The 21,520-nt window shown below is 71.6% G+C and carries 17 protein-coding genes; 11 read left to right on the forward strand and 6 right to left on the reverse strand.

The window, feature by feature from the left end; genetic code table 11:
• Window positions 1-8: 8 nt before the first annotated feature.
• The 9 genes from ACFYWQ_RS39875 (at window position 9) to ACFYWQ_RS39915 (ending at window position 11,795) form a co-directional block, all read left to right on the forward strand.
• Window positions 9-1,523, forward strand: a complete 1,515-nt coding sequence (locus tag ACFYWQ_RS39875) for a family 43 glycosylhydrolase (RefSeq protein WP_389524524.1) — start codon at window positions 9-11, stop codon at window positions 1,521-1,523.
• Between the two features lie 34 nt (window positions 1,524-1,557).
• Window positions 1,558-3,537, forward strand: a complete 1,980-nt coding sequence (locus ACFYWQ_RS39880) for a pectinesterase family protein (RefSeq protein WP_389524527.1) — start codon at window positions 1,558-1,560, stop codon at window positions 3,535-3,537.
• Between the two features lie 51 nt (window positions 3,538-3,588).
• A complete protein-coding gene (locus ACFYWQ_RS39885) occupies window positions 3,589-4,932 on the forward strand; it encodes an ABC transporter substrate-binding protein (RefSeq protein ID WP_389524530.1) in 1,344 nt (447 codons plus the stop codon).
• A 151-nt stretch (window positions 4,933-5,083) separates the two neighbouring features.
• Window positions 5,084-5,881: a rhamnogalacturonan acetylesterase gene (locus ACFYWQ_RS39890; RefSeq protein ID WP_389524532.1), complete on the forward strand. Its 798-nt coding sequence runs from the start codon at window positions 5,084-5,086 to the stop codon at window positions 5,879-5,881.
• 33 nt (window positions 5,882-5,914) lie between these two features.
• A complete protein-coding gene (locus ACFYWQ_RS39895) occupies window positions 5,915-7,228 on the forward strand; it encodes a polysaccharide lyase family 1 protein (RefSeq protein ID WP_389524535.1) in 1,314 nt (437 codons plus the stop codon).
• 99 nt (window positions 7,229-7,327) lie between these two features.
• Entirely contained in the window at window positions 7,328-8,458 is a 1,131-nt protein-coding gene (locus ACFYWQ_RS39900; RefSeq protein WP_389524538.1) for a pectinesterase family protein, read from the forward strand.
• 1 nt (window position 8,459) lies between these two features.
• On the forward strand, window positions 8,460-9,485 hold the full coding sequence (locus ACFYWQ_RS39905) for a pectinesterase family protein (RefSeq protein ID WP_389524540.1): 1,026 nt from the start codon (window positions 8,460-8,462) through the stop codon (window positions 9,483-9,485).
• Window positions 9,472-10,629, forward strand: coding sequence for a dienelactone hydrolase family protein (locus ACFYWQ_RS39910; RefSeq protein ID WP_389524543.1), 1,158 nt, complete (start codon window positions 9,472-9,474; stop codon window positions 10,627-10,629). The genes ACFYWQ_RS39905 and ACFYWQ_RS39910 overlap by 14 nt, the downstream gene beginning before the upstream one ends.
• 53 nt (window positions 10,630-10,682) lie before the next feature.
• Entirely contained in the window at window positions 10,683-11,795 is a 1,113-nt protein-coding gene (locus tag ACFYWQ_RS39915) for a chondroitinase-B domain-containing protein (protein ID WP_389524792.1), read from the forward strand.
• Window positions 11,796-11,800: 5 nt separating this feature from the next.
• Here ACFYWQ_RS39915 and ACFYWQ_RS39920 read toward each other — a convergent pair whose 3' ends face one another.
• Window positions 11,801-13,951, reverse strand: coding sequence for a family 43 glycosylhydrolase (locus tag ACFYWQ_RS39920; protein WP_389524795.1), 2,151 nt, complete (start codon window positions 13,949-13,951; stop codon window positions 11,801-11,803).
• 247 nt (window positions 13,952-14,198) lie between these two features.
• Here ACFYWQ_RS39920 and ACFYWQ_RS39925 point away from each other — a divergent pair, with 247 nt between their 5' ends.
• Window positions 14,199-15,314, forward strand: coding sequence for a right-handed parallel beta-helix repeat-containing protein (locus ACFYWQ_RS39925; RefSeq protein ID WP_389524546.1), 1,116 nt, complete (start codon window positions 14,199-14,201; stop codon window positions 15,312-15,314).
• Between the two features lie 12 nt (window positions 15,315-15,326).
• Here the strand turns inward: ACFYWQ_RS39925 and ACFYWQ_RS39930 are convergent, their stop codons facing one another.
• From ACFYWQ_RS39930 to ACFYWQ_RS39940, 3 genes are all read right to left on the reverse strand, one after another.
• A complete protein-coding gene (locus tag ACFYWQ_RS39930) occupies window positions 15,327-16,157 on the reverse strand; it encodes a pectate lyase (protein ID WP_389524548.1) in 831 nt (276 codons plus the stop codon).
• Between the two features lie 87 nt (window positions 16,158-16,244).
• Entirely contained in the window at window positions 16,245-17,111 is an 867-nt protein-coding gene (locus ACFYWQ_RS39935; RefSeq protein WP_389524550.1) for a hypothetical protein, read from the reverse strand.
• On the reverse strand, window positions 17,108-17,677 hold the full coding sequence (locus ACFYWQ_RS39940) for a SigE family RNA polymerase sigma factor (RefSeq protein ID WP_389524551.1): 570 nt from the start codon (window positions 17,675-17,677) through the stop codon (window positions 17,108-17,110). Before ACFYWQ_RS39940 ends, ACFYWQ_RS39935 begins: the two co-directional genes overlap by 4 nt.
• 280 nt (window positions 17,678-17,957) lie before the next feature.
• On the opposite strand from ACFYWQ_RS39940, the gene ACFYWQ_RS39945 reads away from it, so the two are divergent.
• Window positions 17,958-19,412 (forward strand): NCS2 family permease, encoded by a 1,455-nt coding sequence (locus ACFYWQ_RS39945; RefSeq protein WP_389524553.1) that lies wholly within the window; start codon window positions 17,958-17,960, stop codon window positions 19,410-19,412.
• A gap of 84 nt (window positions 19,413-19,496) precedes the next feature.
• Here ACFYWQ_RS39945 and ACFYWQ_RS39950 read toward each other — a convergent pair whose 3' ends face one another.
• Window positions 19,497-20,948, reverse strand: coding sequence for a peptidoglycan D,D-transpeptidase FtsI family protein (locus ACFYWQ_RS39950; protein WP_389524555.1), 1,452 nt, complete (start codon window positions 20,946-20,948; stop codon window positions 19,497-19,499).
• A gap of 104 nt (window positions 20,949-21,052) precedes the next feature.
• Complete coding sequence (locus ACFYWQ_RS39955; protein WP_389524559.1) at window positions 21,053-21,517, reverse strand: GNAT family N-acetyltransferase; 465 nt, start codon at window positions 21,515-21,517, stop codon at window positions 21,053-21,055.
• Window positions 21,518-21,520: the final 3 nt, after the last annotated feature.

Raw genomic sequence — 21,520 nt, forward strand, 5'->3', positions numbered from 1 at the left:
CCCGCGGAATGCCTCCGACCCAGGAGACCTACACCAACCCCGTCCTGAACGCCGACTGGTCCGACCCGGACGTCGTACGCGTCGGCGACGACTTCTACCTCACCGCGTCCAGCTTCGGCCGCGCCCCCGGACTGCCGCTGCTGCACTCGCGCGACCTGGTCAACTGGACCCTGGTCGGCCACGCCCTCGAACGCCTGAGGCCGGCGGCCGAGTTCGCGCGGCCCCGGCACGACTGCGGGGTCTGGGCCCCCTCGCTCCGCCACCACGACGACCGTTTCTGGATCTTCTGGGGCGACCCCGACCAGGGCATTTTCCAGGTCAACGCCCCCGCGATCAGGGGACCGTGGACCGAGCCGCACCTGCTCAAGGAGGGCAAGGGCCTGATCGACCCCTGCCCCCTGTGGGACGAGGAGACCGGCGAGGCCTACCTGGTGCACGCCTGGGCCAGGTCCCGCTCCGGGATCAAGAACCGCCTCACCGGGCACCGTATGCACCCCGACGGCACCTCACTGCTCGACGAGGGCAAGGTGATCGTCGACGGCGACCGCATCCCCGGCTGGTTCACGCTCGAAGGCCCGAAGCTCTACCGGCACGACGGCCGGTTCTGGATCCTGGCGCCCGCCGGGGGAGTGGAGACCGGCTGGCAGGGCGCCTTCCGCGCCCGGGACTTCTTCGGCCCCTACGAGGAGCGGATCGTCCTGGAACAGAGGGACACCCCCGTCAACGGCCCCCACCAGGGCGGCTGGGTGCGCACCCCGTCCGGCGAGGACTGGTTCCTGCACTTCCAGCAGCGCGGCGCGTACGGCAGGGTCGTCCACCTCCAGCCGATGCGGTGGGGCGCGGACGGCTGGCCGGTGATCGGGGACGACGGCGCCCCCGTCGCCGCGCACCGGCGCCCCGCGCTGCCGCCGCAGCCGCCCGCCGCCCCCGCCACCGACGACGACTTCCCCGGCGGCAGGTTCGGCCGGCAGTGGCAGTGGACGGCCAACCCCCAGGACGGCCGGGCCACCCACCACTCGGGGGACGGGCTACGGCTGAGCTGCGTCCGCACGGCCGACGCGCACGACCTGCGCCGGCTGCCGGACGTGCTCACCCAGCGGCTGCCCGGCATCCCGTCCGTCGCCGAGGTCACGCTGGAACTGCACGGCGAGGAACCGGGCGCGCGGGCCGGACTCGCCGTCCTCGGGGACTCCTTCGGCTGGATCGGGCTGCAACGCGGCACCGACGGCACGGTCCACCTCGTGCACCGGTTCGCCGAGGCGGTGGCCGAGCAGGAGCGGGACGCCGGCCATCCGCGGCTCGCCCCCGCCGGACGGGCCCGGCTGCGCGTGGAGACCGGCGCCGGTGCCCGCTGCCGCTTCGCCTACGACCTCGGCGAGGGCTTCCGTTCCTCCGGTCCCGTCTTCGCCGCCACGCCGTGGCGCTGGGTGGGCGCCCTGCTCGGCCTGTTCGCCGTCGCCCCCGACGGAGCGGGTCACGCCGGGGCTGCCACGTTCACCGAGTTCCGGATCAGATCCCTCTGACCCCTTTTCGTCCGTACGCCTGTGGGGAGCCGCAATGACGCACTTCCGTAACAAGCGCTTGCCGAGACCGGGTGCGGTGATGGCCGCCGTGGCGGGCCTGATCGCCGCGCTGGGCCTCGGCGTGGTCGGCGAGGCGCACGCGGCGCCGGAGCCGGCCACCGCCGCCCCGCGGTGGTCCGACCGGGCCCATGGCTTCGCCTCCCTGGCCGGCGGTACCACCGGCGGCGCCGGCGGCAAGGTCGTCACGGTCACCGACCAGGCCTCGCTGGAGCGGTACGCGGCCGCCGAGGAGCCGTACGTCATCCGGGTGGCCGGGACCATCGCCGTGGAGCCGTTCGGCGCGGAGATCGCCGTCGCCTCGGACAAGACCGTCCTCGGCGTCGGCGACACGGGCGAGATCGTGCACGGGGAGCTGCACCTGAACCCGGGTACGCACAACGTGGTGATCCGCAATCTGACGATCCGCGACTCGGCGATCGAGGGGAACTGGGACTGCAAGGACACCGACTTCGACGGCATCCAGATGGACACCGTCCACCACGTGTGGGTCGACCACAACCGCTTCTCGCGGATCTGCGACGGCCAGCTCGACATCCGCAAGGACAGCGAGTACGTCACCGTCTCCTACAACCGCTTCGAGGACAACAACAAGACCTTCGGCCTGGGCTGGACCAGTGACGTCAGGACGCAGATCACCGTCGACCACAACCTGTTCGCGCACACCAAGCAGCGCAACCCGTCCGTCGACAACGCCGCCTACGCGCACCTCTACAACAACTACCTGACCGCCCAGGTCGATCCGGACGACCCCGTGTGGACCTACGGGAACTGGTCGCGCGGCCGGACGAAGATGGTCATCGAGAACAGCTACTACCGGGACGTCCAGCACCCCTACCAGGCCGACGCCACCGCGGAGCTGGTGGAGCGCGGGTCGATCCTGAAGAACACCACCGGCCGGCACGACGAGTGGGGTGAAGCGTTCGACCCGCGGGACTTCTACGCCTACCGGCTGGACCCGGCGGCGGCCGTGCCCGCGCTGGTGACGCGCTGGTCCGGGCCGCAGCGGCGGATCGGCGCCTCGGTGACGCTGCACGTCCCGGCGGATTACCCGACGGTCCAGTCCGCCGTGGACGCCGTGCCCGAGGGCAACACCCTGCCCGTGACCATCGCGATCGCGCCCGGCACCTACCGCGAGAAGGTGTTCGTCCCGGCGACCAAGCCGGACATCACGTTGCAGGGGACTGGACAGGACCGCTCCGACACCGTCATCGTCTACGACACGCCCGCGGCGTACGGCGGTTCGACGGGCAGCGCCACGGTACGGATCGCGGCCCACGACGTCACCGCCCGCCACCTCACCTTCAGCAACGACTTCGACGAGGCCGCGCACGAGCTGAACGGCGAGCAGGCGCTGGCGGTGAAGACGACCGGCGACCGGATCGTCTTCGAGGACACCGCCTTCCTGGGCAACCAGGACACCCTGATGACCGACAGCCCCAAGCTGGACGTGATCAGCCGGGTCTACATCCGCGACTCCTACGTCGAGGGCGACGTCGACTTCGTCTACGGGCGGGCGACCACCGTCATCGAGCGCTCCGTGATCCGGGCGCTGAGCCGCGGCTCCGCCGACAACAACGGCTACATCACGGCCGCGTCCACCTGGACGGGCAACCCGTACGGGTTCCTGATCACCCGGTCGAGGATCGTGAGCGACGCGCCGGACGGCACCTTCCACCTCGGCCGGCCCTGGCACCCGGGCGGGGAGCCGGCGGCGGTCGCCCAGGTGCTGATCCGGGACACCGAACTGCCCGCCGCGGTCAAGTCCGCACCCTGGACCGACATGAGCGGCTTCTCCTGGCGGGACGCCCGGTTCGCCGAGTACCGCAACACCGGACCGGGGGCGGCCCAGGCCGCGGACCGGCCGCAGCTGAGCGACGAGGAGGCGCGGACCCGCACCGTCGCGCACTACCTCGCGGGCACGGACGACTGGGCTCCGTACGCCCGCCACCACTGACCCCCACCACGTCACAGAAGTTCGTTGGATCCAGAAGAAGAGAGCCGACCAATGAAGATCAGCATCCGCAGAAGCAGGCGCGCCGCCACGGCCGTCGCCCTGGGTGCCGTGCTCGCCCTGACCGCCACCGCCTGCGGTGACGACGGCAGCGGCGCCGGCGGCGACAAGGGCTCCGAGGGCAGCGGCAAGGGCAAGATCGTCTTCTGGGACAACAACGGCGGTGTGCGCACCGACATCTGGAAGGAGATCATCGCCGACTTCGAGAAGGCCAACCCCGACATCGACGTCGAGTACGTCGGCATCGCCTCCACCGAGTACCAGTCCAAGGTCGACACCGCCATCCAGGGCGGCGGCCTGCCCGACGTCGGCGGCGTCGGCGCGGCGATGCTCGCCGGGTTCGCCGCGCAGGGCGCGCTCGACCCGCTCGACGACCGGCTCGGCTCGTCCTCCCTCAAGGGCAAGCTGAACGAGGACATGGTGGAGTCGCTGAAGGCGGCCGGCGGCGGCGACGGCACCCTCTACTCGGTCCCGACCTCCGCCAACAACGGCGTTCTATACTACCGCACCGACCTGTTCAAGGCCGCGGGCCTGGCGGACCCGACGACCTGGGACGCGTTCTACGCGGCGGCGGAGAAGCTCACGGACTCCAAGAAGAACGAGTTCGGCTACACGATCCGCGGCGGCGCCGGCTCCATCGCGCAGGCGCTGGACGCGATGTACGGGCAGAGCGGGATCACCTCGTTCTGGAACGGCGACACAACCACGGTCAACGACCCGAAGAACGTCGCGGCGCTGGAGAAGTACGCCGCCCTCTACAAGAAGGTCACCCCGGCGGCCGACCTCAACAACGACTTCACCAAGATGGTCGCCCAGTGGGACTCGGGCACCATCGGCATGCTCAACCACAACCTGGGCTCCTACCAGGACCACGTGAAGGCGCTCGGCGCCGACACCTTCCGCGGCATCCCGCAGCCGACGGGCGCCGACGGCAAGCGCGTCCAGGTGTCCAACCCGGTCGACGGGCTCGGGCTGTTCAAGAACTCCAAGAACAAGGAAGCCGCCTGGAAGTTCATCGAGTTCGCCGTCTCGAAGGCGGAGAACTCCAAGTTCAACGAGTCCGCCGGGCAGGTGCCGGCCAACACCGAGGCCGCGTCGGACACCTGGGTCACCGAGTCCGAGCCGACGAAGCTGGCGGCGCAGGCGCTGTCGGACGGGTCGACGACGATCGTGCAGCTGCCGTACTACCTGCCGGACTGGAACACGATCTCCAAGGCCGACAACGAGCCGAACTTCCAGAAGGTGCTGCTGGGCAAGCTCAGTGCCAAGGAGTTCCTGGACACGCTGGCCGAGCAGTTGAACGCGGCTCAGGCCGAGTGGAGCAAGCAGGCCGGCTGACAGTGCCGGGTTTCGCCGTGGGGCGGTCCGTTTCGCCGCGGGCTGCGGGCCGTCCCCGGCTGGGCGCGCCCACGCGGCGGAAGCCGCATATCGATATGGCCCCGCGCCCCTCAGGTCGAGACACTCACCCCCCGTTGAGAGGTGCACGTCCGTGTCCCTTACCCGTAGGCAGGTCGCCTCCGCCGCTCTTGCCGCCCTCCCGCTCGGCGCTGTCGCGGCCGCACCCGCGCACGCCTCCGGTCACCGCCCCCGCACGCTCTACATCGCCGGTGACTCCACCGCCGCGCAGAAGTACGCCGACGCCGCGCCCGAGACCGGGTGGGGCATGGCGCTGCCCTTCTTCCTCCACAAGGACCTGCCCGTCGCCAACCACGCCGTGAACGGGCGCAGTTCGAAGAGTTTCGTGGACGAGGGACGGCTCGACGTCGTCCTCGCCTCGATCCGGCCGGGTGACTTCCTGCTCGTGCAGTTCGCGCACAACGACGAGAAGACCACCGACCCCACGCGGTACACCGAGCCCTGGACGACGTACCAGGAGTATCTGCGGCTGTACGTGGACGGGGCCCGTGCCCGCGGGGCGCGGCCCGTGCTGCTGACGCCGGTCGAGCGGCGGCGGTTCGACGCGGAGGGGAACGCCGTGCCGAGCCACGGCGAGTACCCGGCGGCGATGCGCGCGCTGGCCGAGGAGGAGGGCGTCGCGCTGATCGACGTCCAGGCGCTGTCGCTCGCGCTGTGGCAGGAGCTCGGGGTCGAGGCGACGAAGACGTACTTCAACTGGACCGAGACCGAGCAGGACAACACGCACTTCAACCCGCCGGGCGCGATCGCCGTGGCCCGGCTCGTCGCCTCCGGGCTGCTGCACCGCCGGGTGCTGCGGCCCCGGGACGTGCGCCGGCTCGACGAGGAGATCCCCGGCTCCTGGATCACCTGGCCGCCGGCCACCGCGTAACCACCCCTTCGGCAACCGGAAGAGAGCCGCACAATGCACGCACAGAAATGGCATGGGCACGTCACAAGTGTCGTGGTGGTGGGCTGCACCGCCCTCGCGCTGACGGTCACCGGCACCACGGCCCAGGCCCAGCCGCGGGACGCCGCCCGGCAGACCCTCCCGGCGAACGACGGCTGGGCCTCCTACGGGACCGGCACCACCGGCGGGGCCGCCGCCGACGCCGAGCACGTGTACACCGTGACCACCTGGGCCGAGTTCAAGGCCGCCCTCGCCGCCGGGGGCGACGCACCGAAGATCATCAAGGTGAAGGGGGTCATCGACGCCGTCGCCGACGGCTGCGACGCCCTCGCCGCGCCCGGCTACGACTTCGACGCCTACCTCGCGGCGTACGCGCCGGAGACCTGGGGGCTCGACACCGACCTCAGTGCCGAGCCCGACGACAGCCCCGAAGGGCTGCGCCGCCTCTCCGCCGCCAACCAGGACCAGGCCATCAAGGCGAACATCCCCGCCAACACCACCGTCATCGGGGTGGGGAAGAACGCCGGCTTCAAGGGCGCCAGCCTCCAGATCAAGGCCGTCGACAACGTGATCATCCGCAATCTGGCCTTCGAGAGCCCCGTCGACTGCTTCCCGCAGTGGGACCCCACCGACGGGGACACGGGCAACTGGAACTCCGAGTACGACACCGCCGTCGTCTACGGCTCCACCCACGTGTGGCTGGACCACAACACCTTCACCGACGGCAGCCACCCCGACAGCGCGGCGCCCACCTACTTCGGCATGCTGTACCAGCAGCACGACGGCGAGCTGGACATCGTCCGCGGCGCGAACTACGTCACCGCCTCCTGGAACGTCTTCACCGAGCACGACAAGACGATCCTGATCGGCAACAGCGACAGCGAGTCCACCGCCGTCGGCGACCGCGGCAAGCTCAAGGTGACCTTCCACCACAACCTGTTCTCGAACCTGGTCGAGCGCGCGCCCCGGGTCCGCTTCGGCCAGGTCGACGTCTACAACAACCACTTCGTCGCCGACGACTCCTACTCCTACAGCCTCGGCGTCGGCAAGGAGTCCCAGCTCGTCGCCGAGGACAACGCGTTCACGCTGCCGACGGGCATCAGCGCGGCCAAGGTGCTCAAGAAGTGGAGCGAGGCGCCGGTCACCGCCGACGGCAACCTCGTCAACGGCACGGCCGTCGACCTGATCGCCGTGCACAACGCGGAGATCCCCGCCGAGACCCTCCAGTCCGGCGCGGGCTGGACGCCCACCCTGCGCGCCGACGTCGACCCGGCCAAGGCCGTCCCCGGCCTCGTCCGCGCCCACGCCGGCGCCGGCGACATCTGCTGACACCCCCGGTGCACGACGGGCCGGGGCCCGCCGCCCCGGCCCGTCGACCCCCACCCCGAGGACCCCCATCTCACGAGCCGCATCGCAAGGAGCACCGACATGTCCTCGCCCCACAGCCGACTCCCTCTGCACCGCAGGGGCTTCCTCCTGGCGAGCGCGGGCGCGGGAGCCGCCCTCGCACTCCCGGCGGGCCCCGCCCGCGCGGCCGCCCGCCGGCCCTTCGGCCGCTTCGGCTCCCCGGCCGCCCGCCTCACCCCGCAGACGCTCTACGTCGACCCGCGGGGACGCGGCGACCACACCACCGTCCGGGACGCCGTCACCGCCGCCGCCGGCAGCGGCTGGACCCTCGTCCTCGCCCCCGGCACCTACCGCGAGACGGTCGCCGTCGGCACCACCCGCACCGAGGCCACCTGGATCGGCGCCGCCGAGGACCCGCGCGACGTGGTGATCGTGTACGACAATGCGGCCGGCACCGCCAAGCCCGACGGATCCGGCACCTACGGCACCACCGGCTCGGCCACCACCACCGTGCAGGCCGACGGCTTCACCGCCCGCTGGATCACCTTCGCCAACGACTGGCTGCGCGCCGACCACCCCGACATCACCGGCACCCAGGCCGTCGCGATCAAGGTCCAGGGCGACCGGTCCGCCTTCCACCACTGCCGCTTCCTGGGCCACCAGGACACCCTCTACGCCGACTCCCTCGCCCTCTCCACCTTCGCCCGCCAGTACTTCTCGCACTGCTACGCCGAGGGGGACGTCGACTTCGTCTTCGGCCGGGGGACCGCCGTCTTCGAGCAGTGCCACTTCCGCACCCTGGACCGCACCGACCTGGCCGCCGCCCCCTACGGCTTCGTCTTCGCGCCCTCCACCGCCGGCGCCAACCCGCGCGGCTACCTGGTGACGCGGAGCCGGGTCACCAGCGAGGCCCCGGACGCCTTCTACAAGCTGGCCCGCCCCTGGGTGCCCAGCTCCGACACCACCGCCCGCCCCATGCTCACCGTCCGCGACAGCCACCTCGGCTCCGGCCTCGACGCGGTCGCCCCCTACACGAACATGTCGGCCTCCTACCCGTGGCAGGACCAGCGGTTCGCCGAGTACCGCAACACCGGGCCGGGCGCCCGCGTCACCGTCCCGGAGAACCGGCCCCAGCTCACCGCCGAACAGGCCGCCTCCGCGACCCGCGAGACCTACCTGGGCGACTGGACGCCGTGGAAGGAGACCTGCTGACATGCGCAGGCGCACCCTCCTGGCCGGTCTCACGGCCGGCGCCCTGACGGCGGCGGCCCCCGCCCACGCGCACTCGGGCCGCGTCCTGCACGTCCGCCCCGGCGACTCCCTCCAGGCCGCCGTGGACGCCGTCGACGGACCCGGCCGGACGATCGTCGTGCACCCCGGCACGTACCGCGAGGTCGTCAGCGTCCCGGCGGACGCGGCGGACCTCACCCTGCGGGGCGCCTCCCGCGACGCCCGCGCCGCCGTCGTCGTCTTCGACCACGCCAACGGCACGACGAGACCCGACGGCACCACCTACGGCACGGCCGGCTCCGCCACCTTCACCTCCGCCGCCCCCGGCCTCACCGTCCGCGACCTCACCCTCGCCAACGACTGGCTGCGCGCCGACCACCCCGACATCACCGGCACCCAGGCGGTGGCCGCGTACGTCACCGGCGACCGCTCCCGCTTCGACAACGTCCGCTTCCTGGGCCACCAGGACACCCTCTTCGCGGACACCACCGCCCTGGACGCCTTCGACCGGCACTACTACCGCCACTGCCACATCGAAGGAGACATCGACTTCGTCTTCGGGCGGGCCCGGGCCGTCTTCGACACCTGCCGCTTCCACACCCTCGCCCGGGACGTGGACTTCACCCCCAAGGGCATGGTCTTCGCCCCCTCCACCGCCCGCGCCAACCCCTACGGGTTCCTCGCCGTCGGGTGCCGGATCACCTCCGGCGCCGAGGACGGCGCGTACAAGCTGGCCCGGCCCTGGGTGCCGACGTACGAGACGACCGCCTGGCCGTCGCTGGTCGTGCGGGACACCTGGATCGGCCCCGGCATCGACGCCGCCGCCCCCTACACCAACATGCGGGACGCCTACCCCTGGCAGACCATGCGCTTCGCCGAGTACGCCAACTCCGGTCCGGGCGCGGCCGTCACGGCACCCGAGACGCGGCCGCAGCTCACGGCGGCCGAGGCGGCCGCGCACACCCGGCGGACCTACCTCGGGGACTGGAGGCCGTATGAGCGCCCGTGACGCGGTGGGACGGCGGGCGTTCGTGGCCGGCACGGGGGCCGCGCTGCTGGCCGGTACGGCCGTGACCGGGGCCGAGGCCGCCGTCGTCGACGGGCCGCTGCCCGACTTCCACCCCGCCCTCAAGGACGCCCTCACCTTCCCGCTCGCCTGGGGGAACTCCCCGATCCGCGACGTCCGCGCCTGGCGCCGGGCGGCCCGCGCCCGGGTCGAGGAGGCGCTGGTCGTCGACCGGGAGGACGGCACCCCGTACGCCCCGGAGTCCGGCCCGCCCGTCCGGGGCGACGGGTACACGAGGGAACTGGTCACCCTCTCCCTCACCCGGTACGAACGCGTCCGCGCCGCGCTGCTCACCCCGGACGGCCCCGGCCCCTTCCCCGCCGTGCTGCTCCTGCACGACCACGGAGCCAAGTTCGACATCGGCAAGGAGAAACTGGTCCGGCCCTGGTACGACACCACCCGGCTCGCCTCCGCCGAGGCGTGGACGGAGAAGTACTTCAGCGGCCGGTTCGTCGGCGACGAACTGGCCCGGCGGGGGTACGTGGTGCTGGCCGCCGACGCCCTCGGCTGGGGCGACCGCGGCCCCCTCGCCTACGACCAGCAGCAGGCGCTGGCCAGCAACTTCTTCAACCTGGGCTCCTCCCTGGCCGGTCTCATGGCCCGCGAGGACGCCCGCGCCGCCGGGTTCCTCGCCCGCCTCGACCGCGTGGACCGGCGGCGGATCGCGGCCGTCGGCTTCTCCATGGGCGCCTTCCGCGCCTGGCAGACGGCGGCCCTCACCGACGACGTCGCCGCCACGGCCGCCGTCTGCTGGATGACCGGCCTGAAGGAGATGATGGTCCCCGGCAACAACACCCTGCGCGGTCAGTCCGCCTACTACATGCTCCACCCCGGGCTGCCCCGCCACCTCGACTTCCCCGACGTGGCGAGCATCGCCGCCCCCCGGCCGATGCTGTTCTTCCACGGCGGTCTCGATCCGCTGTTCCCCGCCGACGGCGTCCGCGCGGCCCACGCCAAGCTGCGCGCCGTCTGGCGCTCCCGCCACGCCGAGGAGCGGCTGCACCTGAAGACCTGGCCCGACCTCGGCCATGTCTTCGTCGACCGCATGCAGGACGAGGTCTTCGCCTGGCTGGACCGCGTCCTGTAACCCACCCCATCCCCCCGCACCACGACGGAAAGGACCCGCACTCCATGTTTCGTCTGTCTCGTCGTACCGCTCTCACCGCCGTCGCCGCCCTGTCCCTGGGCGCCGGTCTCGCCGTCCTGCCGGCCCCGGCGCAGGCCGCGACCGTCGTCGTCGACACCACGGCCGAGCTGACCAGCGCGATCTCCGGCGCCACCGCGGGCACGGTCATCCAGGTCCGCGGCGGCACCTACTACCCGACCGCCACCCTCCAGTCGACCACCAACGGCACCTCCTCCTCGCCGGTCACCCTCACCGCGTACGGCTCGGAGACGGTGAAGATCGACGGCTCGTCGCTCCCCGACGGCGACTGGATCTTCAAGCTGACCGCCGACTACTGGAACGTCTCGAACATCACCTTCCAGAACTCCCCGGACAGCGCGGTCGTCTGCCAGTCCTGCACCGGCACCACCTGGAACAACATCAAGACCATCAACGGCGGCGACTCCGGCTTCACCCTCACCGGCGACGGCACGGTGAACAACACGGTGAGGAACATCGACAGCTACGGCCACTACGACGCCGCCAACCACGGCGAGAACGCCGACGGCATCGCCGTCAAGTACGGCTCCGGCACCGGCAACCTCATCACCGGCGCCCGCCTCTACAACAACTCGGACGACGGGATCGACTTCTGGTCGTTCTCCTCGCCCGTCACCGTCGAGCACACCTGGGCCTTCGGCAACGGCCAGAACCGCTGGAGCGACTCCGCCTTCGCGGGCGACGGCAACGGCTACAAGCTCGGCGGCGACGGCGAGGTCGTCGCCCACGTCGTCAACAACTCCGCCGCCTGGGACAACGCCGGCAACGGCTTCACCGAGAACTCCAACACCGGTGCCATCGTCATCAACCGCACCACCGCCTACGCCAACGGCAAGTGGGGCTACTACTTCGCCACCGGCGCCGCCCGGCTCGGCAAGAACCTCGCCGTGGGCAACGGCAGCGGCCTGGTCAGCAAGGGCTCCTCCGTGGTCTCCGCCGGCAACAACTGGGACTCCGGCATCGCCACGCCCGCCTTCGTCTCCACGAACGCGTCCACCACGTACAACGCCCGCCAGTCGGACGGCAGTCTGCCCGTGACCACCTTCCTGACCACGGGCAGCACCACGATCGGCGCGACGATGGACTGACCGGGTCAGCCGGTGCGCACCGGCCCGATCGACTCCAGCGTCGGCACGACCGGCTCGATCGTGCCGTCGGCGGCGAACTCCAGCCGGTCGACGGTGGTCTCCCGGTGCATGCCGTCGCCGCCCGGCCGGCCGGGGCCGTCGAGGGCGAACCGGTGGTAGACGGCGTACCAGTCGTCGGTGCCGGGCACGTTCACCACGGAGTGGTGGCCGGTGGCGAGGATGCCGTACTCCGGACGCTTGGACAGGATCGTCCCCCGCTCGGTCCACGGGCCGAGCGGGGACGGTCCCGTCGCGTAGGCCACGTGGTAGTCCTCGCTGCGGGTGTCGTCCTCGGACCACATGAAGTAGTACGTGCCCTGACGCTTCACCACGAAGGAACCCTCCCGGAAGTTCGACGGGGTGATGTCCCGCACCTGGGCCGGGTCGAAGGACACCATGCCGTCGTCCAGCGGCACCACGTACGCGTGGCTGTTGCCCCAGTAGAGGTACGACCGGCCGTCGTCGTCCGTGAAGACCGCCGGGTCGATCATCTGGCCGGACCAGGGACCGTCCTTCGCCACCAGCGGCTTGCCCAGCGCGTCCGCGAAGGGACCGGCGGGCGAGTCCGCCACGGCCACGCCGATCTGCTGCTCGGCGCAGAAGTAGAGGTAGTACCGGCCGTCGCGCTCGGCGATCGCCGGCGCCCAGGCGTGGGCGTCCGCCCAGGACACGTCCGACTCCAGGTCCAGGACGACGCCGTGGTCCGTCCAGTGCGCCAGGTCCTCGGAGGAGTACGCCGAGAAGCGCGTCCCGCCCCAGCCCGGGAAGCCGTCCGTCGTCGGGTAGATCCAGTACGCGCCGTCCAGGTACCGCACGTCCGGGTCGGCGGTGAGGCCCGGCAGCAGCGGGCTGCGGGTGCGGACGGCCTCCACGGTCCAGGTGCGGGCGGTCCCGTCGGCGGCGGTCACGGTGTACGTCCGCGGCGTGCGGAAGTCACGCGGCGTGCCCGGCTCCGGGGAGACGGACGCGCCCTCGGCCGCCCACAGCGCCGGCGCGAGGTGCCGCAGGTCGGCGTCGGGCTCCATCGGCAGGACGACCTTGGAGGAGGCCTCGGTGACGATCGCGTACCCCTTCTGGTCCTTCGCGGTCACGTCCACCAGGGAGGCGGGCGTGGCCGGGTAGGCGGCCAGCAGCCGGTCGTACTCCTCCCGCGTCACCGGCAGGACCGTGCCGTGCCGGGGGCTCGCCGGGAGCCGGTGGCCGGCGCACGCCGTCCAGCGGCCCGAGTCGAGGTCGGTGGTCTCGAACGGGACGTAGCCGCGGCCGCCGTACTCGTCGATGAACAGGTACCACCTGTCCTCGGAGTTGGACTTGAACACCGTGGGCCCCTCGCCGCGGTCGACCGAGCCGCTGCCGACGCGGTCGGCGACGAAGCCGTACGCCGTGTCCGTCAGGCTCGTCGACTTCTCCACGGTGATGAACTTCGAGCCGGGGGAGCCGGAGGAGGGGTCCCGTTCGTCCTTGGTGTAGCGGTAGTAGACGCCCTCGTGCTCGACGACCGTCGAGTCGATCACCGAGTGGCCGGGGTCGTGCCAGACCTTCGGCTCGCCGAAGGCGCGGAAGTCCTTCGTCGTCGCGTACAGCATCCGGTTGTACGTCGAGCCGGTGTGCGCCGGGTCGTCGTCGGCGTACAGCTTCGACGCCCAGAAGACGACGTACTCGCCCAGGGCCGCGTCCCAGTGGGCCTCCGGCGCCCAGGTGTTGCCGGCGGTGTCGGGGGCGACCTTCACCAGGCGCTGGTCGGTCCAGTGGACCAGGTCGGTGGAGTCCCACACCATGACGGACTTGCTGCCGTGGCGCTGGACCTCGTCCCAGCTGCCGCTGCTGTCCCGGTACATGCGCAGGTCGGTGGCGATCAGGTGGAACCCGTCGCCCTCGGGGGAGCGGACCACGAAGGGGTCGCGCAGACCCCGCTCGCCGATGGTGGAGGTCAGGACGGGCCGTCCGCCGTTCAGTTCCCGCCAGTGCAGCGGGTCGTCGCCGCGGCTGAGGGCGTAGCGGATCTGCTCGCCGTCGGCGGTGTCCTCCCCGGTGAAGTAGACGAAGAGGTAGCCGGCGTACTGCGGGTGTGTCACGGGGGGTGCTCCGGTGGTCGCGGTGCTGGGAGGGGAGGCCAGGACGCATGACGCATCCTGTGTGAGTGTGGGGGATTCTGTTGGATGAGGCGCCCTGGGGAGTCTCACCAGCCGTGGTCCGGGGCGTCAATCGGGGGAGCGGGGGCGGGTGGGGAGCGAAAGTTTCGATCTTTTTCGCGCGGACCCGGCAACCTCTCCGGCCGGGGCGGCGACTGGGGTGCGGTGCCGGACCGGGGCGGCCCCTCCGGTCCGGCACCGCTCCCCGTCCCTTCCAGGAAAGGAACGCCCCGTGCGTTTGAGCACCGGACGCCACCGCAGGACGCGCACCCTCTCGATCGCCGCCGCCGTGGCGCTCGCAGCGGGAGCGGGCGGTGTCCACCTCGGCCTGACCCAGGGCGGCGCGCGGGCCGCGTCGACGACGGTCACCGTCTCCACCACCGCGCAGCTGGAGTCGGCCGTGCGGAACGCGGTCGCCGGCACGGTCATCGAGGTCCGCGGCGGCACCTACCACCCGACGGCCACCCTGAGGTCGACGGCCGGCGGCACCCCCGCGCACCGGATCACCCTCCGGGCCCACGACGGCGAGAAGGTGAGGATCGACGGCTCCGAGCTGCCCGACGGCTCCTGGCTCGCCGGGATCCACGGCAGCTACTGGACCGTGCGGAACCTGACCTTCCGGAAGGCGCCGGCGCAGGGACTCGTGGTGACCTCCTCGACCGGCGGTGTCTTCGAGAACCTGGTCACCGCCGACAACGGCGGCTCCGGGTTCACCCTGCGCGGCGACGGCACCGTCGGCAACCTCGTGCGGAACCTGGACAGCCACGGCAACCACGACGCCGCCGGGCACGGCCGGAACGCGGACGGCATCGCGGTCACGTTCGGCTCGGGAAGCGGCAACCGGATCACCGGAGCCCGTCTCCACGACAACGTGGACGACGGGCTCGACCTGTGGCAGTTCTCCACACCGGTGACCGTCGAGCACTCCTGGGCCTTCGGCAACGGCAACGGCTTCGAGCTGGGCGGCGGGGGCGTCGCGGTCGGACACGTCGTCAGCGACAACGCGGCCTGGGACAACGCGCTCGACGGGTTCACCGAGAACTCCAACACCGGGGCCGTCGACCTCCACCGCAACACGGCCTACGCCAACGCGCGGGCCGGGTTCTCCTTCGCGACCGGTACGGCCCGCCTGGCCCGGAACCTCTCCGTGGGAAACCGGGGCGGCCCGGTGGTACGGGGCTCGTCGACGGTGTCCGCGGCCAACAGCTGGGACAGCGGCGTGAGCACCCCGTCGTTCAGGTCGACGGACGCGACGACGGCGTACGGCCCGCGCGCGTCCGACGGCTCGCTGCCCTCGACGACGTTCCTGACCACCGGCTCGACGGCGATCGGCGCCGCCATGGACTGAGGCCCGGCCGGCTCAGTCGTAGGTGAGGTCGGACGACGTGAAGTCGCAGGTCGTCCCGGAGGGGCCGGTGCCGATCTCGGTCGGCTCGGCGCCGGTGGTGTTGCCCGTGAAGCGGACGCAGGTCTTGATCTTCTTGCCGCTGTCGCCGTGGATGCGGACCTTGCGCAGGGCCGCCGTGTCGCCGTAGTTGGCGTTGACGCCGACGATCGCCGTGCCCGGCGCGGTCACGTCCACGTCGTTGACGATGACGGTCCGCCGGTACTGCTTCGAGCAGTTGCCGCAGGAGCGCACCAGCTTGCCGAAGTTCTCGACCTGGAACTTGGTGACCACCAGCTTGCCGGCGCCGTTGAACTGGAAGACCTTGTCGTCGGCGTTCTTCGCGCCGCCGCCGTAGACCGTGTACACGGCCGACGACGAGGTGCCCTTGAAGCTGGCGGCGCCCTCACCGACGTCCAGCCACCACACGTTCTGGAGCGTGCAGGAGCCCTTGCAGTGGACGCCGTCCGCGGCCGGGGTCCCGATGACGACGTTCTTCAGCACGGCGCCGTCGGCGAGCTCGAAGATCGGGTCCTGCCCCTCGTCCTGGCCGTCGCCGCCCAGGCCGCCGGAGCCGTAGAACTTCTTGAGCCCGCCGTCGTAGGTACCGGAGACCGAGATCGTCGAGGTGACGGCCTTGCTGCCGGTGGCCGTCGGCCAGGCGGTCGCGGCGCCCGCGGAGGACAGCGTCGTCGTGGTGACGAGCGCCGCGCCGGAGAGCGCGAGGGCGGCGGAGCCGGCGATCAGCGTCCGCCGCCGGGTGGCCTGGCGGCGGTGCCGGGCGCGCGGTCGTGCTGGTGCAGTCATGTGCCCATTCCTCAGGTGGTGGTGACTCTCGTGCCGTGTGGTCGCCACCGGCCGGGAAAGGGTTGCCGCGGTCTCCGGGCTTTCCTCCTACGCGTCGTCGTCGTGGACGGCGAAGTCCCCGCCCAGGGAGCGTTCCTCGCCGTCGGCCTCGCCCGCGATCACATAGCTGTCGTCCTCGGCGTCGCGGCCGCCGCGGTCGTGGTCGTACTGCCCGGCGAACACCCACTCGCCCGCGGCGAGCGTACGGCCCTCCTTGAGCACCCAGGTGTAGACCAGGGAGCCGTCCTGCTCGGTGACGGTCAGGGTGAAGTCGTCCTCCGGCAGCGAGCGCCAGGCGCCGGTCGAGGAGACCCCGCCGGTCTGAGCGATCCTCAACTGCACGGTGAGCGCGGTGACCTCCTGCTTCGCCCTCACCGTGACGTTGCTCTGCGCCCAGAAGTCGTTGCTGTGGGGGTCGATGGAACCGTCGGACCACAGCGGCCCGTCGTCGTCGTCATCGTTGGGCGGCAGCAGCGTGACGGCGGGCGGTGCCGAGGGCGTCGGCTCCGCGGTGCTCGGCGGGGAACTGCTCGGCCCGGCCGGTTCCTCCTCCGCGCCCGCGGAGCCGCCGGGCGTCGCCGACGGGGAGGCCGGCGGGCGGCTCGTGGCGCTGGGGGACTCCACCGGCGGCGGCGAGACGGCCACCGTCTGCGGCCGCGGGGGGTCGTCCTTCACCGCGGACGCCACTGCGTAACCGCCGACCGCGAGCATGCCCGCGACCGCGGCCGTCGCGCCGACGATCCGCGCCCAGCCCCACAGGGGCGGCCGGCTCGCCCGGTGGCCGGCGGCCCGGTCCTGCCCCGCCATGCCGCGCTCGATCCGGGCCAGGATGCGCGCGCGGTCGGGCTCGTGCGCCTCGGCCGCCTCGTGCAGCCGGGCGCGCAGCTCGTCGTGCACGTCCTGCCGCATCGTCATCGGTTCCTTCCTCCGGCCTCACCGGTGCGCGCCGCCATCACGGCGTGCACCTTCCGCGGAGCTCCTTGAGCGCCGAGCAGTCTTTGCAACTCGGCCATTCCCTTCGAGGTCTGGCTCTTCACCGTACCCACCGAGACCCCCAGGGCGAGGGCGGTGTCCTTCTCCGAGAGGTCGAAGGCGTGCCGCAGCACCACGCAGGCCCGTTTGCGGAAGGGGAGTCTACGCAGCGCCGACTGCACGTCCACCACGCCCGCGACGTCGGGGTTCTCCGTCCTCTCCTCGCGGTGCGACCAGAAGAGGGAGATCCTGCGGCGCTCGCGGACGGCGCTGCGGATACGGGTGCGGGCCAGGTTGGCGACGACGCCCCGCGCGTAGGCCACCGGATGGTCGGCCGCGCGCACCCGGTCCCAGCGGTGCCACAGCGCCAGCAGCGCGTCCGCCGCCAGATCGTCGGCCGTGTCCGCCTCGCCGGTCAACAGGAAGGCGAGCCGGGACAGTTCGGCGTAGTGGCGTTCGAAGAAGGCATGGAACTCCACGGAGGCTGCGTCGTCGACGACTGTGCCCACGGGTGACCTCTTCTCGGTGACTACCGGCACCCGGCGGGGCGCCTGCCGTGCGTGTCATGTGAATGACATGAGGATGTCCCGAGAGGGTGCCGGGACGAGAGCCGGAAGCGTAGCAGCGGTCTCTGTCGGTTCTTGATCGGGGGTTCGAACGCCGTATGACGGTCCGAACGTTGACCCACCCCGATTCCGTAACACGGCGAAAACCCGAAGGGGGTTCGACGCGGGAACAATCCAGCCAGCATCCGCACACCGATCCACCAGGTCACGAGGAGGGCCCGTCATGTCCGAGGTGCAGAAGGCGGCCGACCGGTCAACTGTCCCGCCCCCGGCGGCGAACAGCGTCGACCGGTTCTTCAGAATCTCCGCACGGGGATCGACGTTCGGCCGGGAGATACGCGGCGGCTTCGCCACGTTCTTCACGATGGCCTACATCCTCGTCCTGAATCCCATCATCCTGGGAAGCGCGAAGGACAAGTTCGGGCACTCCCTCGACGTCGTCCAACTCACCACCGCCACCGCCCTGGTGGCCGCCGTGATGACGATCGTCATGGGGGTCGGCGGCAATCTGCCGCTCGCGCTCGCCGCCGGCCTCGGCCTGAACGCGGTGGTCGCCTTCCAGATCGCCCCGCTGATGAGCTGGGACGACGCGATGGGCCTGATCGTGCTGGAAGGCCTGCTGATCTGCGTCCTGGTGGTGACCGGTCTGCGCGAGGCCGTCATGCACGCCGTCCCGCAGCAGCTGAAGCACGCGATCAGCGTCGGCATCGGCCTGTTCATCGCCTTCATCGGCTTCGTCGACGCCGGCTTCGTCAGCCGCGTCCCGGACGCCGCGAACACCACGGTCCCGGTCCAGCTCGGCGGCGCCGGCACCCTCTCCGGCTGGCCGGTCCTGGTCTTCTGTCTCGGCGTGCTGCTGACCGTCGCGCTGCTCGCCCGCAAGGTCAAGGGCGCCATCCTGATCGGCATCGTGACCATGACGGTGCTCGCGATCGTCATCGACTCGGTCGCCGACGTCGAGTCCTGGGGCCTGACCACCCCGTCCTGGCCCGACGAGGTCGTCTCCACCCCCGACTTCGGTCTGATCGGTCACTTCAGCGTGTTCGGCGCGTTCGCCGAGACCACCGCCGTCACCGTCGTCCTGCTGGTGTTCACCCTGCTCCTGTCGGACTTCTTCGACACCATGGGCACGGTCGTCGGCATCAGCGCCGAGGCGAACCTGCTCGACGAGGACGGCAAGGTGCCCCACCTCGGCCGGGTGCTGCTCATCGACGGCGCGGCGGCGGTCGCGGGCGGCGCGGCCTCGTCCTCCTCCGCGACCTCCTACATCGAGTCCGCCGCCGGCGTCGGCGAGGGCTCCCGCACCGGCTTCTCCAACCTGGTCACCGGCGGCCTCTTCGCCCTCGCCCTGTTCCTCACGCCGCTGCTCACCATCGTCCCGCTCCAGGCGGCCGCGCCCGCGCTGGTCGTGGTCGGCTTCCTGATGATGACCCAGGTCAAGAACATCGACTGGGACCGGTACGAGATCGCCGTCCCCGCGTTCCTGACGATCGCCGTGATGCCGTTCACCTACTCCATCACCAACGGCATCGGCGCGGGCTTCCTCGCCCACGTGGTGATCAAGACGGTGCTGGGCCGGGCGAAGGAGGTCCACTGGCTGCTGTGGGGGGCCTCGGCCCTGTTCGTCGTGTACTTCGCGATCGACCCCGTCGAGCAGCTGCTCGGCGTCGGGCGGTGACTCCGGCGACGGGCGCACCCTGAGGGGCGCGGGGAACCGCGCGACCGGCCGCGGCGGACCCGCACGCCGGTCGCGCGGCCCGCCTCAACCGCTCAGCGCCGCCTGCATCATGGCCTTGGCGACCGGCGCGGCCAGTCCGTTGCCGCTGACCTCCGACCGCGCCGCGTCCGACTGCTCCACGACCACCGCCACGGCGACCTGCTCGCCGTCGGCCTCGCCGTACGACGTGAACCAGGCGTACGGGGTCTTGCTGTTGTTCTCGCCGTGCTGGGCGGTGCCGGTCTTGCCGCCGACGGTGACCCCGTCGATCAGCGCGTTCGTGCCCGTGCCCTTCTCGACGACCGTCCGCATCGCCGACCGCAGCTGCTCGGCCGTGCCGGAGCTGACGATCCGCGTGGTCGAGGCCTCGTCGTCGTAGTTCTCCAGCACATCGCCGCCGCCGTCGGTGATCTGCGCGACCATATGCGGCGAGACCAGCTCTCCGCCGTTGGAGATGGCGGCGGACACCATGGCCATCTGGAGCGGGGTCGCCGTCACGTCGTACTGGCCGATACCGGTCAGGGCGGTCGACGACTCGTCCATGCCGGACGGGTACACGCTCGGGTACGCCCGCACCGGCACGTCCTGCGTCTCGTCGTTGAAGCCGAACTTCTCGGCCATCGCCTTCACCGTGTCCTGTCCGAGCTGGACCGCCATGTGCGCGAAGACGTTGTTGCACGAGTACTGGAGGGCGACCCGGATGGAGGCGTCCTCGCAGGGCGCGGACGTGTTCTCGTTCTTCAGGACCGTCGTCGTGCCCGGCAGCGTGTAGGGGTCCGGGCTGTCCGTCTTCTCGTCCACCGACGCGTACAGCCCGTCCTCCAGCGCGGCCGCCGCGACCACCAGCTTGAACGTCGAGCCCGGCGGCAGCGGCTGCCGCAGCGCGCGGTTGGTGAGCGGCTTGTCCTCGTCCGAGGTGAGCTTCTTCCAGGCCGTACCGGCGGAGTCGGCGTCGGTGAGGGACGACGGGTCGTACGACGGCGTCGACACGACCGCGAGGATCCGGCCGGTCGACGGGTCGATCGCGACCGCCGCGCCCTTGGTGTCGCCGAGCGCGTCGTAGGCCGCCTTCTGCACGTCCGGGTCGATCGTGGTGATCACGTTGCCCGGGTCGGCCCGCCGGCCGGTGACCGTGTCCATCGCGGTCGTCAGCCGGCTGTCCGTGCCGTTGAGCAGGTCGGCGTAGATGCCCTCCAGCTGCGTCGGGGCGTAGCTCTGCGAGGCGTAGCCGGTGACCGCGGCGTAGAGCTCGCCGTCCGTGTACGTGCGTCTGTACTCCAGGTCGCTGCCGGTCGTGGCCGCCGAGCCGGTGACCGCCCGGCCGGCCACGATGATGTTCCCGAGCGGCGCCGCGTACGTCTTGATCGCGCCCCGCCGGTTGTCGTTGTCGTCCGCGAGCGCCCGGCCCTCGTAGAACTGCACCCAGGTCGCCCGGATCAGCAGGGCGAACACCAGCAGCAGCGCGAAGACCGAGGCGCGCCTGATCGTTTTGTTCATGGCGTCCGGAAGACGAACGGGCGGAGGGGAAACGTTCCCATCCGCCCGGTTTTCTCATCGTCCGTTCATCCGGCGCCCGGCGCGGCCGCGGCGGCGGGCCCGCCTCACTCCAGCAGCAGCACGACCTCGTCGATCTCCGCACCGCGCGCGGGCGCGTACCCCCTGGCCCGGGTCGTCGCCCGGAACCCGCACTTCTCCAGCACGCGCAGCGAGCCGGCGTTGTCCGCCGCCGCCCGCGCGTACAGCGGCCGTTCCGTCACCTCGGCCAGCAGTCCGCGCAGCGCGGCCGTCGCCACGCCCCGCCCCCAGTAGGCGCGGTCCACCCAGTACGTGACCTCGCGCTCGCCGGGCTCCCCGTACACCGCCGCGTTCCCGATCACGTCCCCGTCGGCCAGGACCGTGCGGACCACGGCGGTGGAGCGGAGGCGTTCCCAGCGCGCCTCGAAGGCGGCCCGGTCGGCCGGGTCCTCCGGGGTGAACGCGGCCATGCGCAGGGCCTCGGGATCGTTGAGCTGCCGGAAGAAGACCGGCAGGTCGCTGTCGTGGACCTCGCGGAGCACCACCCGCACCGT

Origin of the sequence: Streptomyces sp. NPDC003247 (assembly GCF_042888135.1) — a bacterium.
Taxonomy (GTDB): domain Bacteria; phylum Actinomycetota; class Actinomycetes; order Streptomycetales; family Streptomycetaceae; genus Streptomyces.

Coding starts and splice junctions, on each gene's coding strand:
- ACFYWQ_RS39905 (WP_389524540.1), top strand. CDS start 8,460: ATGCGCAGGCGCACCCTCCTGGCCGGTCTCACGGCCGGCGCCCTGACG.
- ACFYWQ_RS39885 (WP_389524530.1), top strand. CDS start 3,589: ATGAAGATCAGCATCCGCAGAAGCAGGCGCGCCGCCACGGCCGTCGCC.
- ACFYWQ_RS39950 (WP_389524555.1), bottom strand. CDS start 20,948: ATGAACAAAACGATCAGGCGCGCCTCGGTCTTCGCGCTGCTGCTGGTG.
- ACFYWQ_RS39875 (WP_389524524.1), top strand. CDS start 9: ATGCCTCCGACCCAGGAGACCTACACCAACCCCGTCCTGAACGCCGAC.
- ACFYWQ_RS39910 (WP_389524543.1), top strand. CDS start 9,472: ATGAGCGCCCGTGACGCGGTGGGACGGCGGGCGTTCGTGGCCGGCACG.
- ACFYWQ_RS39900 (WP_389524538.1), top strand. CDS start 7,328: ATGTCCTCGCCCCACAGCCGACTCCCTCTGCACCGCAGGGGCTTCCTC.
- ACFYWQ_RS39930 (WP_389524548.1), bottom strand. CDS start 16,157: ATGACTGCACCAGCACGACCGCGCGCCCGGCACCGCCGCCAGGCCACC.
- ACFYWQ_RS39880 (WP_389524527.1), top strand. CDS start 1,558: ATGACGCACTTCCGTAACAAGCGCTTGCCGAGACCGGGTGCGGTGATG.
- ACFYWQ_RS39935 (WP_389524550.1), bottom strand. CDS start 17,111: ATGACGATGCGGCAGGACGTGCACGACGAGCTGCGCGCCCGGCTGCAC.
- ACFYWQ_RS39895 (WP_389524535.1), top strand. CDS start 5,915: ATGCACGCACAGAAATGGCATGGGCACGTCACAAGTGTCGTGGTGGTG.
- ACFYWQ_RS39945 (WP_389524553.1), top strand. CDS start 17,958: ATGTCCGAGGTGCAGAAGGCGGCCGACCGGTCAACTGTCCCGCCCCCG.